14 protein-coding genes and 3 pseudogenes are annotated in these 15,403 nt (G+C 61.0%); 5 read left to right on the top strand and 12 right to left on the bottom strand.

Translation table 11 applies throughout. From position 1 onward, the window contains the following. Positions 1–93 precede the first annotated feature (93 nt). Positions 94–1,455, top strand: a complete 1,362-nt coding sequence (locus tag HHL27_RS10130; RefSeq protein WP_240959612.1) for a DHA2 family efflux MFS transporter permease subunit — start codon at positions 94–96, stop codon at positions 1,453–1,455. 890 nt (positions 1,456–2,345) lie between these two features. Here the strand turns inward: HHL27_RS10130 and HHL27_RS10125 are convergent. Next, positions 2,346–3,343, bottom strand: a pseudogene (locus HHL27_RS10125) (IS110 family RNA-guided transposase). A gap of 72 nt (positions 3,344–3,415) precedes the next feature. Here HHL27_RS10125 and HHL27_RS10120 point away from each other — a divergent pair. After that, positions 3,416–3,610, top strand: a pseudogene (locus HHL27_RS10120) (transposase); the annotation flags it as partial. Between the two features lie 23 nt (positions 3,611–3,633). Here HHL27_RS10120 and HHL27_RS10115 read toward each other — a convergent pair. Continuing rightward, positions 3,634–4,820 (bottom strand): IS3 family transposase gene (locus HHL27_RS10115; protein ID WP_420874046.1). Its coding sequence is split into 2 segments (ribosomal slippage): positions 3,634–4,568 and positions 4,568–4,820, totalling 1,188 coding nucleotides; the frame shifts between segments, so codons are not numbered across the junction. Between the two features lie 438 nt (positions 4,821–5,258). On the opposite strand from HHL27_RS10115, the gene HHL27_RS22910 reads away from it, so the two are divergent. Further along, positions 5,259–5,552: an Arm DNA-binding domain-containing protein gene (locus tag HHL27_RS22910; RefSeq protein ID WP_169493264.1), complete on the top strand. Its 294-nt coding sequence runs from the start codon at positions 5,259–5,261 to the stop codon at positions 5,550–5,552. Between the two features lie 11 nt (positions 5,553–5,563). Here HHL27_RS22910 and HHL27_RS10105 read toward each other — a convergent pair. Further along, a protein-coding gene (locus tag HHL27_RS10105; RefSeq protein WP_169493263.1) for an IS3 family transposase occupies positions 5,564–6,705 on the bottom strand; the annotation gives its coding sequence in 2 pieces (ribosomal slippage) (positions 5,564–6,465 and positions 6,465–6,705; 1,143 coding nt in all). On the opposite strand from HHL27_RS10105, the gene HHL27_RS22780 reads away from it, so the two are divergent. Beyond that, positions 6,595–7,626, top strand: a complete 1,032-nt coding sequence (locus HHL27_RS22780; protein WP_169493262.1) for a tyrosine-type recombinase/integrase — start codon at positions 6,595–6,597, stop codon at positions 7,624–7,626. The genes HHL27_RS10105 and HHL27_RS22780 overlap by 111 nt on opposite strands. A gap of 19 nt (positions 7,627–7,645) precedes the next feature. Here HHL27_RS22780 and HHL27_RS10095 read toward each other — a convergent pair whose 3' ends face one another. The 3 genes and pseudogenes from HHL27_RS10095 to HHL27_RS10090 all read right to left on the bottom strand — a co-directional run bounded on the left by HHL27_RS10095 (position 7,646) and on the right by HHL27_RS10090 (position 9,285). Continuing rightward, positions 7,646–7,837: a DUF5818 domain-containing protein gene (locus HHL27_RS10095; protein WP_169492849.1), complete on the bottom strand. Its 192-nt coding sequence runs from the start codon at positions 7,835–7,837 to the stop codon at positions 7,646–7,648. A gap of 189 nt (positions 7,838–8,026) precedes the next feature. Then, positions 8,027–8,179 (bottom strand): hypothetical protein, encoded by a 153-nt coding sequence (locus tag HHL27_RS22905; RefSeq protein ID WP_420874045.1) that lies wholly within the window; start codon positions 8,177–8,179, stop codon positions 8,027–8,029. Beyond that, positions 8,133–9,285: pseudogene (locus tag HHL27_RS10090) on the bottom strand (Mu transposase domain-containing protein). Before HHL27_RS10090 ends, HHL27_RS22905 begins: the two are co-directional and overlap by 47 nt. Before the next feature lie 61 nt (positions 9,286–9,346). Here HHL27_RS10090 and HHL27_RS10085 point away from each other — a divergent pair. After that, positions 9,347–9,718 carry a TonB-dependent receptor gene (locus HHL27_RS10085; protein WP_169493261.1) on the top strand — a complete coding sequence of 124 codons (372 nt, stop codon included), beginning with the start codon at positions 9,347–9,349 and terminating at the stop codon, positions 9,716–9,718. A gap of 141 nt (positions 9,719–9,859) precedes the next feature. Here the strand turns inward: HHL27_RS10085 and HHL27_RS10080 are convergent, their stop codons facing one another. The 6 genes from HHL27_RS10080 to cyoB are packed head-to-tail and all read right to left on the bottom strand — an operon-like array spanning position 9,860 to position 15,401. Then, complete coding sequence (locus HHL27_RS10080; RefSeq protein ID WP_169493260.1) at positions 9,860–10,402, bottom strand: response regulator; 543 nt, start codon at positions 10,400–10,402, stop codon at positions 9,860–9,862. Next, positions 10,399–11,646: an ATP-binding protein gene (locus HHL27_RS10075; protein WP_169493259.1), complete on the bottom strand. Its 1,248-nt coding sequence runs from the start codon at positions 11,644–11,646 to the stop codon at positions 10,399–10,401. Before HHL27_RS10075 ends, HHL27_RS10080 begins: the two co-directional genes overlap by 4 nt. Positions 11,647–11,687: 41 nt before the next feature. Beyond that, entirely contained in the window at positions 11,688–12,347 is a 660-nt protein-coding gene (locus tag HHL27_RS10070) for an SURF1 family protein (protein WP_338114865.1), read from the bottom strand. A 50-nt stretch (positions 12,348–12,397) separates the two neighbouring features. Further along, positions 12,398–12,766: a cytochrome o ubiquinol oxidase subunit IV gene (gene cyoD, locus HHL27_RS10065; protein ID WP_169493257.1), complete on the bottom strand. Its 369-nt coding sequence runs from the start codon at positions 12,764–12,766 to the stop codon at positions 12,398–12,400. Further along, positions 12,763–13,392 (bottom strand): cytochrome o ubiquinol oxidase subunit III, encoded by a 630-nt coding sequence (gene cyoC, locus HHL27_RS10060; RefSeq protein WP_169493256.1) that lies wholly within the window; start codon positions 13,390–13,392, stop codon positions 12,763–12,765. Before cyoC ends, cyoD begins: the two co-directional genes overlap by 4 nt. After that, on the bottom strand, positions 13,389–15,401 hold the full coding sequence (cyoB, locus tag HHL27_RS10055; protein WP_169493255.1) for a cytochrome o ubiquinol oxidase subunit I: 2,013 nt from the start codon (positions 15,399–15,401) through the stop codon (positions 13,389–13,391). Before cyoB ends, cyoC begins: the two co-directional genes overlap by 4 nt. Positions 15,402–15,403 lie beyond the last annotated feature (2 nt).

The raw sequence follows: 15,403 nt of genomic DNA, 5'->3' as shown, positions 1-15,403 counted from the left end.
CGATCAGCCTCGACACCACCGGGAAGGTGGGCGGGAATTAATCGGAATGGGGGGGCGGGATCAGGTCGGAATCCCGGGCGGGAATTCCTCGGAATGGCGGGCGGTATCATTTCGGAATCCGCAGCGATCTGCGTTCCCTTGACCGGGTGGATCGCGGGACGCTTCGGTTCGGTGCGCACCTTCGTCGTCAGCATGGTCGGCTTCGGCATTCTTTCCTTCTTGTGCGGTATTTCAATCACAATGGGGATGCTGGTTGCATGCCGGATCGGCCAGGGGATCTTCGGCGCGTTCCTGATGCCCTTGTCGCAGACGCTGCTCCTGAAGGTCTTTCCGCCGGAAAAGCGCAACATGGCTTTGGGCATGTGGGCTGTCACACTGTTGATGGGGCCAGCTCTTGGCCCGATGATCGGAGGCTACCTTACCGAGAACTACAGCTGGCATTGGATATTCCTGATCAACGTGCCCGTTGCGATCCTTTGTATTGGCGTGGGTATCGTGTTGCTGAAGCCCGTCGAAACCGATCGGCAGACCCAGCCCATCGATTTCATCGGACTCGCCCTGCTGGTCCTTTGGGTGGGTTGCCTGCAACTCGTGCTGGACCTTGGCCGCAACCATGACTGGTTCGCCGATCCGATGATCGTCGCGCTATCGATCACCTCCTTTGTCTGTCTTCTGCTCTTCGTTATCTGGGAGCTAGGCGAAGATCACCCGATTGTCGATTTGCGGGTGTTCAGACACCGGGGGTTCAGCGTCAGCCTGACAGTGCTGTCGCTCGCATTTGCTGGCTATTTCGCGGGTTTTGTCATTGTCCCCCAGTGGCAACAGGCCTGGCTCGGATTCCCGGCGACTTCAGCGGGATTGTCGTCATCTTTCTCCGCCACCGGCGCACTGTTTACAGCGCCACTGGCGGCCTTCTTGATGAGTCGCCTCGACCCCCGCCTGTTGGTCTCGGGCGGTATCGCCTGGATTGCGGCGACGACGCTCGTCCGAACGACCTGGACGACGGACGCCGATTTCTGGACTCTCAGCATTCTGCAGTTGGTTCAGGGCTTGGGGGTGACCTTCATGATGCTTCCGCTCATGTCGCTCACCCTCAACACCGTCGATGACAATGAAGTGGCGTCGGCTGCCGGCCTTCAGAGCTTTATGCGGACCATCGCAACGGCGGTAGCGACCTCGATAACGCTCTCCTACTGGGCCGACACGCAGCGCCTGGCGCGGAGCGATGCCGTCGGAGCGATGCAACCGGAAGCCGTGCAGGATAGCTTGACCGGACTCGGGTTTCCGCCCGATCAGGTGCGGCAGATTCTCAGCAACATGGTCGATCTCGAAGCGACAACCCTGGCGCTCATCCATACCTTCTGGGCCACCAGCGCCATCCTGCTCTTCGCCGCCGCTCTCATCTGGCTCGCTCCACGCCCGACTAGATCGGGCGGGATGCCGCTGGGGCACTGATCCAGTGCGCGGCTGCAATGTCTTCCGTTCCAGGGTCGTCACCAGAGCCGACAGAAGACTCCCCCTTGGCAGAGCCGAAAGCGCTGCGTTCCAACTACGCCAATCGTGCAAGAGCGCGATGTCGATTGTATCAAGGCAAGCAACCGTCAATTTGGAGACTTTCGCGACCCTGTCCTGCTAACGTAGAGAGTCTGCATGCTTGGCCATTATGCGGCTTCTGATTGCAGTTCGCACACCCAACCGGTTACTGATGGGCCGTAGTCGTAGATTTCCATTGCGTAGTTAGTCGTCGGCTTGTCGGCTGGATTGACAGTAGTAAAGGGGCGCGCCTAAATTGGGTTTCGCGCAACCCCATCTGCACAGCACGCCATCGAAAGGCGTGACGTGAAGCGTTTCATAATTTTTGCAGCCACCGCTGTGCTCGGGCTTCAGTCCCATGCACGTGAAGTGGCCGTCGAGGACTTCTCCCAGCTTAGGCTGAAAGACGGCAATGCAGCTGATCCAAGCCCCTTAGAGCTTCCCCCCGAGCCAGTTGCAGACGTGGCCAGTGTCCCCCATCAGCACCAATGGCACAGATTTGACGTTGTGATTTAAGGAGTGTTGGGGCTTCGTCGTAGTGACGAAGGAACGAATCTATGGACGCCTCCCGCGCAAGGTGGATTTTTGATGTTGCTGCGGCATTGGATGCGTGAATCTATCCGGCCTATCGATTGAAGCGGGTTTGCTCCTGGCCATGATGGGAATCCGCGCGGTTCAGTGCCTTCTAAGATGAGCGGCCTCGAAGGCCATCGTTCCTTACAGGCTGTGAAGCGGCGGTCCGTGCCGTTACACCATCAAGTCTTCACCTCGCATTTGAAGACATTCGTGATCCTGCTCAGCGCTGAGCAGGATCACGCGATCTTGTAGCTCTCTCCGCTGCGCAATATTGCCCATGCCATGCGAGCCGTCTTGTTCGCCATGGCGACGAGCGTTTTGTTGTGCCCAGCTCGGGATAGCAGATCCTGCGCCCAGTTTGATCGCCGGTCCTCGTGCTTGCTGATCCTCAGCAATGCCGATCGAGCCCCGTGTATGAGTTGCCGCCGAAGGTAGTGGTTGGCTCTGCTGCCGATGCCGCCAAGCCTTGGCTTGCCGCCCGTCGTGTATTGTCGCGGAACCAGACCGATCCAGGCAGAGAGGGCTCTGCCCGATTTGAAGTGTCGGCCATCGTCGATCGCGGCCACCAAGGAGGTCGCGACGATCGGTCCAACGCCAGGCAGCGTTGTCAGGCGCTTGCAACGCTCGTCAGTGCGGCAGATCTTGACCAGCATGTCATCGAGAGCCGACACTCTGGCATCAAGGTCGCGATACTCTTCGACGAGTTGCCGAAACAGGAGCTTGGCCAAGTCCGAGAGTTCGGCGGTCTCAATCATCCTGTCGATCTGCAAGCGGAACGGGACGCTCCAGCGGGCATGACGATGCCATACTCGGCCAAAAGCCCGCGCGTATGGTTGATCAAAGCGGTCCGCTGGACGACCAGCCTGTCGCGTGTTCGATGCAGGGCTTGAAGATCCTGCTGCTCGACGCTCTTCAGCGGCACGAACCGCATAGTTGGTCTGGTTGCCGCTTCGAAAATGGCTTCCGCATCAACTGCGTCGTTCTTCGATCCCTTCACGAACGGCTTCACAAACCGCGGATGGATGAGCCGCACGTCGTGCCCCAGCGCCTCGAAGGTGCGCCCCCAGTGGTGCGAGCTGGCGCAAGCTTCCATCGCGACCAGTTGTGGACGTAATCTGCTCACCGCGTCGACGAGCTTGGCCCGTCCAACCTTGCGCGAAACCACTTCTCCATCATCGCTTATCCCATAAATGTGGAAGGACTGCTTACCCAAATCGATCGCCAGCATGTGCATGTGATGAACTCCTCTGCTCCATTCTTGCTGCAATCTTTTTGGCTCGAATGCGGGAGGCGTCCATCCCATAAGATGAAGTCCCAACACTCCTTGAAAAAATCGCCGGTAAAGGCTCCTGCTGAGCGGGTCGTGAAGGACATTCGGCGGCAGACCCGTCGCCATTTCTCGGCCGAAGACAAGATCCGCATCGTGCTCGATGGGCTGCGCGGCGAGGACAGCATTGCTGAGCTGTGCCGCAAGGAAGGCATCGCGCAGAGCTTGTATTACACCTGTGACGTGACCCCCAACTTTCATCCAGTTGCGATTAAAGCCTCGGCATCGTTGTTGCGCGGTTGCGCGGGTGAAGCAAGGGGCTGCGTAGCGTAGCCTCCGGCTATGCGGAGCGCAGCAGCCCCTTGCTTTTTGAGGTCGGCGGCGAAGGCCGCCGGGGTGGCGTATCCGAGTGAGGAGTGCGGTCGGTCGGTGTTGTAATCGTCGGCCCATGCAGTGATCTTCTCGCGGGCATGGGCCAGCGAAGTGAACAGTGTCTCATTGAGCAGCTCGTCGCGCATCCGCCCGTTAAAGCTCTCGACGAACGCGTTCTGGGTCGGCTTGCCCGGCGTCGTGTAATGCCATTCGACCTTGGCATCGCCGCACCATTCGAGCACCGCGTTCGAGGTCAGCTCGGTTCCGTTGTCGCTGACGATCATACCGGGCTTGCCCCGCACCGCGATCAGCTCGGCCAGTTCGCGCACCACCCGCTTGCCCGAGATCGAGGTGTCGGGAACCGCCGCCAGGCACTCGCGCGTCACATCATCGACGACGTTGAGCACCCGGGACCGGCGACCGGTGATCATCTGATCATGCACGAAGTCCAGGCTCCAGCGCTGGTTGGGTAGCGCCGAAACGGGAGCTGGCACCCGTGCACCAACCGCGCGTTTGCGCCCTTTGCGTCGCCGCACGGTCAAGCCTTCCTCGCGGTACAGCCGCTGGGTCTTCTTGCGGTTGATCGTCAGCCCCTCGCGCCGCAGCAGGATGTGCAACCGCCGATACCCGAACCGGCGGCGTTGATGCGCCAGTTCCCGCAGCTTCTCGCGCAAAGCACCATCATCGCGCCGCGACTGGTAGCGAATGACTGTCCGGTCCGCATCGATGACCCTGCACGCCCGCCGCTCGCTGACATCAAGCAGGGCCTGAAGATGCGCGACCGCTTCCCGCTTGGCGGCAGGCGTTACCATTTTTTTGCCAGCAGATCCTTCAGACCCGCGTTGTCCAGCATCGCGTCGGCAAGCAGACGCTTGAGCCGCCCGTTCTCGTCCTCGAGCGCCCGCAGCCGCTTCGCCTCCGACACCTCAAGGCCGCCATACTTGGCCTTCCAGTTGTATAGCGTCGCTTCCGACACGCCATGCTTGCGGGCCAGGTCAGCCGTCTTCGCGCCTGCCTCTGCCTCACGCAGAACCCCGATAATCTGCTCTTCTGTAAATCGTAGTCGCTTCATCTGTCCGTTCCTTCTCTCAAGGGCCGGACTCTAATCAATCTTGGAGGGAAATCAGGGGGTCACGTCACCCTGGGTCCCCGACAGTGACATTTCTATTTAGCGGAGACCGTTCGGTATGATAATATTTCATATGATAAAATGGATTTCGGCTCAATTCGTCCGCAAAACCAATGTTGAGCGATCTAGATGTGTGGGTCTGAGTGTGGGTCCATTGCGCTTTTGAAACATTTTATCAGAGCAATATCAATACTATATGACAGATTCAGGGCGGACACCCTCTCCGCCAAGCCCCCTTTCCGTCAACATCCGCTAAGCTCCAAAACCCCCGGAAATCATGCGTTTTCGCGCGTCATGATGTCTGCTGCGTTCTCTGTTTGTTCAGATGTATCCAGGGCAGAGTTTGGGGAGGACTGTGGGGATTCTGTTTAGGCGGACGCTATGGGAAATCTAACTGCACTCAAAATACGAAGTCTCCAGAAGCCGGGTCGGTACTCTGACGGCGGGGGGCTCATCCTTGACTACAGTGGACCGGGCAAGGGCAGCTGGACCCTGCGAATCCAAGTTGCGGGCAAGCGACGGGACATTGGCCTTGGCTCACTGGAGTTCATGTCGCTGAGCCAAGCGCGCGATGCAGCCGGCGAAATGCGAAAGCAGGCAAAGGCAGGGCTGGATCCGCTCATCGAGCGCAGAAAGGCACAGCGGAAGGTGCCGACATTCGAAGCAGCTGAGTAGCCCCTAGTTTTCTAGACGCCTTCCGCTTTCAAAATCTGCCGCCGTTCGAACTCGGCGGGCGACAGCATCCCGTTCCTGACTTGCTTGCGCACCGGGTTGTAGAACATCTCGACGTAATCGAACACGTCCTGCCGGGCTTCCTTGCGGGTTATGTAGGTGCGGCGGCGGATGCGCTCACGCTTGAGCAACGAGAAGAAGCTCTCGGCCACAGCGTTGTCGTGGCAGTTACCACGTCGGCTCATCGAGTGTTCAAGATTGTGAGCCCGGATGAAGGCAGCCCAGTCCATGCTGGTGAACTGCGAGCCCTGGTCCGAATGGACCAACACCCGCTGCTTCGGCTTGCGCCGCCATACCGCCATGTGCAGCGCCTGCAGCACGACATCGGTGGTCTGTCGGCTCTGCATCGACCAGCCTACCACGCGGCGCGAGTAGAGATCGATCACGACCGCCAGATAGGCAAAGCCTTCCAGGGTGCGGATGTAGGTAATGTCTGTCACCCAGGCCCGATCTGGCGTCGCTACATCGAACTGGCGATCCAGAGTGTTGTCGACCGCCAGGGAAGGTTTGCCGCCATAGCTGCCAGGCCGACGCTTGTAGCCAACCTGGGCCCTGATACCCGCGAGCCTGGTCAACCGCGCAACGCGGTTGGGGCAGCAGGTCTCGCCGTGATCCAGAAGGTCATCGTGCAGCTTGCGGTAGCCATAGACCTTGCCGCTGTCGTTCCAGGCTTTGCGGATCAGATCGGTCTGCCGGGCATCTTCCCGAGCCCGCTGGCTCAGCGGGCTCTTCTGCCATGCATAGAAACCACTGGGCTGGATGCGCAGGCACCGACACATCGCCCGAACCCTGAACTGGTGACGATGCTCGGCAATGAACGCGTATCTCACTTTGCATCCCTGGCGAAATACGCGGTGGCTTTTTTTAGGATGTCGCGCTCCTCGGTCACCCGGGCCAGCTCGCGCTTCAACTGGCGGATCTCGGCATCCTTGCTGGCTTCGCCGGACACCACCTTCGCAAGCTGACGCTTCCAGGCATACAGCGAGTGCTGGCTGACGCCGAGCCGCTGCGAGACCTCGGCTACAGGATATCCGCGTTCGGTGATCTGGGCCACCGCATCACGCTTGAACTCATCACTGAAATTGGGCTTCCCCATCATCGCCTCCTGTCCTCAAAATTAGGATCGAAGGCGTCCAGAAATCTAGGGGCTACTCAAGCCGCCCGGTGCGTGTTTGACGAACACAAGGCAACGTGGAGGAACGGAAAGCATCAGGTCCAGTGGCTCAAAAGCCTAGAAACATATGCCTTCCCCCTCATTGGCAACTTGTCGGTGTCAGACATCGATGGTCCGCTTATTCGCGACGTGCTCCTCAAGATCTGGCTCTCCAAGCCCGAAACAGCCAGGCGAGTTCGCCAGCGGATCGGGGCCGTCCTCGACTGGGCTTACGCCGAGGGGCACCGGTCTTCCGAAGCTCCCATGAGGTCCTTGTCGCGCGGGTTACCCAAGCAACCCCGCAAGGGGCGGCATTTCGCAGCCATGCCTTATGCGGAAGTGCCAAACTTCCTTGCAAAGCTTAGGCGACGCAGCACCGTAAGCAGGCTGGCTCTGGAGTTTCTCATCCTGACTGCATGCCGCTCGGGTGAGGTGAGGGGCGCCGAGTGGTCGGAATTCGATTTCAGCAAGAAGCTCTGGTCGATCCCGGCAGAGCGCATGAAGGCGGGGGCTATGCATCAGGTGCCGCTTTCAGCTGAGGCGTTGGACGTCCTAAAGCGCGTCAAAAGCTACAAGGTCGAAACCTGCGACCTTGTATTTCCTGGTCAGAAGTCCCGGAAGCCAATGTCCGACATGACCCTGTTGGCGATCCTCAGGAAAATGGATCTGGACTTCACGGTGCACGGGTTTTGCTCGGCGTTTCGTGACTGGGCTGCCGAGAATGCGTCATATCCGGGCGAAGTCGCTGAGGCTGCTCTCGCGCACACCGTGTCAAACAAAGTCGAAGCTGCTTATCGGCGGACGAAGTTTCTTGGAAAGCGCCGGGGCCTCATGAGTGAATGGGCGCAGCATTGTCTCGACTGACAAGAGGCGCAAGAGCGTGTCACTTTTGTGGCCCAATCCAATCGGCGCGCAGGCGGTCGAGCCCCGCCACAGTGCCCTCGACTACCACCGACTGTCCCGAGGATGCGTCACGCAAGTCGTCGGTCTCTATGATCCAGATTTGATTTTCAGGGGTGGTCAGCATCAACCCCCGCGAGCCGATGCTCAGGATCCCAGAGACGCGGATACGCATTTCGTTACCTACGACGCGGGGACTGCCATTGCGCCGGCCAAGGGATTTGCACCCGGAGGTAAGATGGCATTGTGCTTCTAAGTCCTTGAGGGGGCTAGCAGCCTGTTGGTCTCAGTGCTGCCGCCAGATGCCTGTTGTTCAGCTTGTCAATCGGCTGGATGCTCATAACCTCACTGGCTGTCCTGACGGTCAGTTGCTGAGCTCGTCCCAAGTGAACAAGCACGCGCCGGATGTATCGCGATGTTTCAGAACTACGCAAAATTGACCCGTGCTTCTAGACTGCACCGGACCTGCATTATACGCGGCCAGACCCAGATCCAGCGCACCGAACTTGTTGATCATTTGCCTCAGATAGGCGCCTGCAGCCCACAGGTTCGTGCGCCCCTCGTAACGGTTGACAACTACGAGGCCGCGCGCGGTTTCGGGCGAGAATGTTGCGGATCACCTCGTCGCTGGCAGCACCGGCATCGAGCGCCTCGCGGATTGCCGTCTCGACCGCGTCCCGGCCATCGGTCAGAACGGCCACCAGCACCCGGACGAAGCGCCGATCAGCCTCATCGCCGCTGCCCAAATTGCGGCGCAGCCGCGCCAGTGCCGGTGGCAGGTCCCAGCCCTGGAAGGTCGCACCGTTGCGCAAGGCGCCGGTCTTGTTGGCCAGCACTGGTAGATAGTGCCAGGGATCGCAGATCGTCCGGTCACGACCGAGGTGTCGGGCATGTTCGGCAACGACCTCGTCACCGAGGCGCACAACGATCCGGTCGGCATAGGCGCGGACCTGGACAGCCCGCCGCGCGGCCTTGGCCATGACCAGGAAGCGGCGGTTGAACACACCTTCCTTGCCGACGAAGACCGCGGATACGGCGGTCTTCATGTTATTTTAGATCCCGCGCAGCGGAATCCCGCCGAAGAAAGCGAAGCCCCGGGCATCGGCAGCGAGCACCATCTCCTGCGTCTCGCGGGGATAGGCCCGGACATACACTGCCCGCGACGCGCACAACCGCATGTGCGCCACCTTCACCCGTATCGGCTTGCCAGCGATCTCCACGTCCTCGTGGCTCCAGTCGAACTGGTAGGCCTCACCGGGCTGGAACAGCAGCGGGATGAAGGCTGGGGCGACGTCACCTGCATCCTTGCCCTGCGCTTCCGCCCAGCGCCGGGCGTAGCTCCGGACTGCATCGTAGGAGCCCTCGAACCGCTCGCACTGCAGCAGATCGTCGATCCGGGTCATGCGCAGCCGGTCGCGCCGGTGCAGGGCCTCGTTCTCCGTCAGAAGCGTATCAAGGCACTCCTGGAATGGACGGTGCGATGGTATTCGAACGCCCCCTCCGGCGCCCGGATCGCCTTGCGCACTACCTTGCGAGACAACTGCAGATCCGCGCAATCGCCTTTATCGCCTTCCCGTTCACGTGCTCGCGCCGGATCCGAACAATTGTCTCCACCACCAACATCCGGATCTCACCACCTGGAAAACCAGGCGGCCCGCTGCACCGTCGTAATGAGGGCGCCCTTTTGCACGCCGGTCCGCACCACAAGCCATTTTTTTATGCGAACTGGCGGCCGCTCGAGGGCCTGAGCATTCTGCCAAGCGTAGATATCGCCTCGGATCGTCTGACGAGCACCACTGCCGCGACGCCGGTCTATTATGAGACAGGCCCCCATGTGCTGGCAAATCTGCGCGTCGACTATGCGCTGACGAGCGGCATCGAGCTGGGTGCTGGTGTGCGCAACCTGTTCCATCACAACTACGCGCTGACGGATGGCTTTCCTGAGCCAGGGTGGAGCCTTGATCAGCGCACGGGCGAAGTTCTGACTCTTGTAAAGCCTGGACGGGTTGAGATTGCGGCGGAGGAAAGGTGCGATGCCGCCGTGAGGGACCCTTGAACGCTCGGCGTCATTCAAATAGTCCAGCCGTAGACAACTCGGCCCTGTACTGAAGTTTCGATCGCGAATGGCTGCGGTGACGTGAGGTCATCGAATTCGGCAAGCTCGAACTCAAAATGCACCTATACTCCGCCTTGTGAATCACCTGAGCTGCCGCTTCTCGAGTTTTCGCGCCAAGGTACGCCGGTGCATGCCAAGGCGCCTTGCAGTCTCTGAAATGTTGAAATCGCATTCTGCCAGGGTAGTGTGGATGTATTCCCACTCCACCGTCTTGATCGAGCTCTTGCGCCCGTCGATTGGCACGTTGGCATCGCCGGTAGCACGACCGAAAGCCTCCTCGATGTCGTCGGTATTGGCGGGCTTGGCGAGATAGTGGGCCGCGCCGAGCTTGATCGCCTCCACTGCGGTGGCAATGCTGGCAAAGCCAGTGAGCACGACGATACGGGTTTGCGGATCACGAGCGTGAATCATCTCGACGCAAGGCAGGCCCGAAACCGTTCCCAGCTTGAGATCAACCACCGCGAACTCAAAATCATGAGAATCGAGCAGCGCAACCAATCGGTCGGGGCTGTCCGCATGTTGGACCGCGTAGCCGCGCCGTTCGAACGAGCGGGACAGCGTACGGGCAAACGCAGGATCGTCCTCGACGATAATGAGGCTGGGGGATGTGCCATCTCCGGTCACACGGCCACACTCCGTCCAAAGGCGAGCGAAGCCACAGGTATCGACATGCGCACCAGCGCACCGCCATCGGCAGGATTGCAGACCTCGACCTTACCGCCGAGCTTGCGCAACACGTTGACCACGAGGAACAGGCCAAGCCCGCCCCCGGCACGGCCCTTCGTGGACGAGTAGGGCCGCCCGAAAGCCTCCAGCATTTCCGGGGCGAAGCCGGGGCCACGATCGCGGACTGAAATGACCGCCTGCCCGGCTTCCACCACAGCAGAGAGCATGACGAAGTGGGGCGAGACTTCGAGCGCATTAGCGATCACATTGCCGATCACCTGGCGGAGCGCCGGGTCCGAGACGATATCGACGTCATCACCTCCGATGCGGTCCTCAAGGAGGACAGTCCCGTCACTTCGCGCGTCCCATTCCTCCGCGATGGTCTGGACGAACTGGCGCAACGTGGTCACCTCGGGTCTCTCGCCGCGCGCCTCGCCGGCGGATTGGAGGATGCCCGTGACGATGGTCTTGCACCGCTGGACTTCGGTCGTCATGTCCTCGACTTCATCCAGAAGCTCAGGGCTCCGGGCAAGCGCCGGATGGCGGCGCCAGTCTCCTAGCAGGACCGAGATCGTGGCAAGCGGGGTGCCGAGTTCATGCGCTGCACCCGAGGCGAGCAAGCCCATGCGCACGATATGATGCTCCTCCGCGGCCTGCTGGCGAAGTGCAGCCAGCGCCGCATCACTCTGCCGCCGATTGCGATCGATGCGGATCACGAAGAACATCAGCAGCGCGGCAATCAGGAGGAAACACACAAGGTTGCCGAACAGAAACAGCGGCATTGGTGTTTCGGAATAGGGCGCGGGCAGGTCGAGGGGGCGATAGTTGAAGGTCAGGCCCGCATAGGCGGCGGCGGAGACGGCCGCGACGATCCAGCTCCAACCGGGTGGCAGAAGGATGGCGCCGATCACGATCTGGAGCAGAAACAGGAAGGCGAAGGGGTTGGTAGTGCCGCCGCTGAACCAGAGCTGCCAGGCGAGCGATCCGACATCGAGCATCAGGGCAGCCAGCAGCTCGAGATGGCTATACCCCTCGCGCTCACGGCCCATGATCCAAGTGGCAAGGTTGACCAGTGCCAGCAGCACCGGCACAGCCACCAACTGCGGCATTGGGAGCCGCACCCCAAGCAGGTCGACCGCACCCCAGATCGTCACCAACTGGCCGACTACCGCCATCCAGCGCAACTGGACAAGCAGTGCCATGTTGCGCCCGCTCGCGGGGGGAAAGAGGAGGGCATTCGGGCTCATCTTGGCTTGCGCCATAGCACGAATGCGCCACTAGCGGACAGGATGGCCAACGCGGCCCAAGTCAGCGCATAGGACAGGTGGTTGTTCGGAAAGCTGACCACAGTGAGGCCAGCAATCGGCGCGTAGGGAGCAGCAGGGCTTTCGCTGAAGGCATCGACGAACAGCCGAGGATCGGCGCGCTGATGCCGGGCGGCGGCAATTGTGGCGATGTCGCGCGAATACCAGCGGTCCTCGGCCGGGCGATTAGCGCGCAGAAAGCCGCCGCCCGGTTCGCTCACGCGCAGCAACCCGATGACGGTGACCGGACCGGTGGGCGTCTGCCGCCGAACGGTGTCGATCCGGGTGCCTAGGGGCATGAATCCGCGATTGACGTAAGCAATACCGCCAGCAGTCTGCAGCGGGGCCAGTACCCAATATCCACTACCGCGCGTGGAGGCGCCGGAGACTAGCACTGTGCCGGATAAGCGATAGCGCCCCGAAACAATGACGCGACGGTATTCGAATGGGGCGGGATCAGAGGCCGCCACCCGTTCAAGTGGGAGCGGCGTGGCTCGCATCCCGGCATCAACGCGGGAGATTAACGCTTCCTTCCAATGCAGGCGCTGCACCTGCCAGACGGCCAGCGCCGCGAATGCCGCTGCCAGCACCAGCAGCACGGCGCACGGGACAACTGGCTTACGCCCAGCGCCCGCCGCCCCGCTGACTGTCACGGCATGTCCGCCATGCTGTGGCTCATCGGCATCATGTTCGTGTTGAGGTGGTGCATGACCCAGAGCGAGCCGGAGAGCACGATCAGCACCAGCACCGCCGTAAACAGCAGCGCCAGAAGGTTCCAGCCACCTTCGGACTTCGCGTTCATATGCAGGAAGAAGATCATGTGGACGACGATCTGAACCGCCGCAAAAATCACCACGATCCCGCCGGTCAGGCCCTTGTCGGCCAGCGGCTGGGTGATGACCAGCCAGAACGGGATGGCGGTGAGCACGACCGAAAGGGCGAAACCGATCGCGTAATCGCGCATCGTGCCATGGGCCGCACCATCATCGGCTCCATGAGTGTCGTGTGCAGCGCTCATCGCAGCATTCCCAGCAGATAGACGAAGGTGAAGACGCCGATCCACACGACGTCAAGAAAGTGCCAGAACAGGCTGAGGCACATCAGCCGCCGCTGGTTGGCCGCGACCAGTCCGCGCTGACCGACCTGCACCACCAGCACGCCGAGCCAGACAAGACCGAAGGTGACGTGCAGCCCGTGCGTGCCGACCAGCGTGAAGAACGATGATAGGAACGCGCTGCGCTGAGGGGTAGCGCCTTCGCGGATCAGGTGCGCAAATTCATAGAGTTCGATCGACAGGAAGGCTGCGCCGAACAGGCCGGTGACGAGCAGCCAGCCCTGCACTGCCTTCACGTTGCCGCCCTGCATCGCCAGCATGGCAAAACCATAAGTGATCGAGGAGAACAGCAGCATCGCAGTGTTGAGTGCGACCAGCGGTAGGTCGAACAGGTCCTTCGGGCCGGGGCCTGCCGCATAGTTGCCGCCGAGCACGCCGAACGCCGCGAACAGCATGGCAAAGATCAGGCAGTCGCTCATCAGGTAGATCCAGAAGCCGAGCAGCGTACTGCCGCCTTCGGGATGATCGTGTTCGTGCAGGTCGTACCAGCTAGCCGTGTCTGCCGATGCTGGGGTGGGATGGGCGCTCATGCCGCTGCTCCTGCCAAGGCGAGTTCGCGGCTGCGCGCGGCCTCGGTCTCGATCACGGTTTCGACAGGGATGTGGAAATCGCGTCGGTAGTTAAAGGTGTGGGCAATCGCGGTGAAGAGCAGCGCCGCAAAGCCGACCGCTGCAAGCCACCAGATATGCCAGATCAGCGCGAAGCCGCAGATTGCACTGAGGCCCGAGAGGATCACGCCCGCGCCGGTGTTGCGCGGCATATGAATCGGGCGAAAGCCAACCGCCGGCCGGGCAACTCCTGCGCGCTTCATCGCGGCCCAGTTGTCGAGATCATGCACCACCGGGGTGAACGCGAAGTTGTACGCAGGCGGCGGCGAACTGGTCGCCCATTCGAGCGTGCGGCCGTTCCAGGGGTCGCCGGTGAGGTCGCGGTTCTGGTCGCGGCGGATGATCGAAACCGCATACTGCACCAGCATGGCCGCAATCCCACAGGCGATCAGGCCCGCGCCGATTGCGGCGATCACGAACCAGATCTGCAGTGAAGGATCATCGAACACGCGCAGCCGCCGGGTCACGCCCATCAGGCCCATCGCATAGAGCGGAGTGAAGGCAAGCCAGAAGCCCACGACCCAGCACCAGAAGCTGACCTTGCCCCAGAACGGCTCCAGCTTGAACCCGAAGGCCTTGGGCCACCAGTAGTTGATGGCCGCAAAGACGCCAAACACCACGCCGCCGATGATCACATTGTGGAAGTGCGCAATCAGGAACAGCGAATTGTGCAGCACGAAGTCCGCAGGCGGCACCGCCAGCAGCACGCCGGTCATCCCGCCGATCACGAAGGTCAGCATGAAGGCCAGGGTCCACATCATCGGCAGGTCGAAGCGGATGCGGGCGCGGTACATCGTGAACAACCAGTTGAACAGTTTGGCCCCGGTCGGAATCGAGATGACCATGGTGGTGATCCCGAAGAAGCTGTTGACGCTGGCCCCCGATCCCATCGTGAAGAAGTGGTGCAGCCAGACAACATAGGACAGGATGGTGATGACGACTGTCGCATAGACCATCGACGAATAGCCGAAGAGCTTCTTGCCGCAGAAGGTCGCGGTCACTTCCGAGAACACGCCGAATACCGGCAGGACCAGGATATAGACCTCGGGGTGGCCCCAGATCCAGATCAGGTTCACGTACATCATCGGCGATCCGCCGAAGTCGTTGGTGAAGAAGTTTGTGCCGACATAGCGGTCGAGAGTCAGCAGCGTCAGCACGGCGGTCAGCACCGGGAAGGAGGCCACGATCAGCACGTTGGTGCACAGCGAGGTCCAGGTAAAAACCGGCATCTTCATCATGGTCATGCCGGGCGCGCGCAGCTTGACGATGGTGGCAATGAGATTGATGCCCGACAACGTCGTGCCCACCCCCGCGATCTGCAGCGCCCAGATGTAGTAATCGACGCCGACCCCGGGGCTGTAGGACAGGCCCGAGAGCGGCGGATAGGCGAGCCAGCCGGTCTGCGCGAACTCGCCAACGAACAGCGAGGCCATGACCAACGCCGCGCCCGCCGTTGTCATCCAGAAGCTGAAGTTGTTGAGGAACGGGAATGACACGTCGCGCGCGCCGATCTGCAGCGGCACGACGTAGTTCATCAGGCCGGTGACGAAGGGCATCGCCACGAAGAAGATCATGATCACCCCGTGCGCGGTGAAGATCTGGTCGTAGTGGTGCGCGTTGAGGTAGCCTTCAGATCCATTGAACGCGATTGCCTGCTGGATGCGCATCATGATCGCATCGGCAAAACCGCGCAGAAACATTACAAGGCCCAGGATCATGTACATGATCCCGATCTTCTTGTGGTCCACGCTGGTGAACCATTCCCGCCAGAGATAGCCCCACAGCTTGAAATAGGTTAGCGCGCCCACCACTGCGGCTCCGCCTAGCGCGACGGCGGCGAAAGTGGCGACGATGATCGGCTCGTGCAGAGGCAGCGCTTCGAGCGTCAGCTTGCCGAGCAGGAAGGACCAGTGCTGGTCTGCGGAAGTCATGC

It is taken from the genome of Novosphingobium olei, from assembly GCF_012927405.1.
Lineage (GTDB): Bacteria > Pseudomonadota > Alphaproteobacteria > Sphingomonadales > Sphingomonadaceae > Novosphingobium > Novosphingobium olei.
The sequence above is the reverse complement of the archived record's forward strand: the minus strand, read 5'-3'. Positions and strand labels throughout refer to the sequence as shown.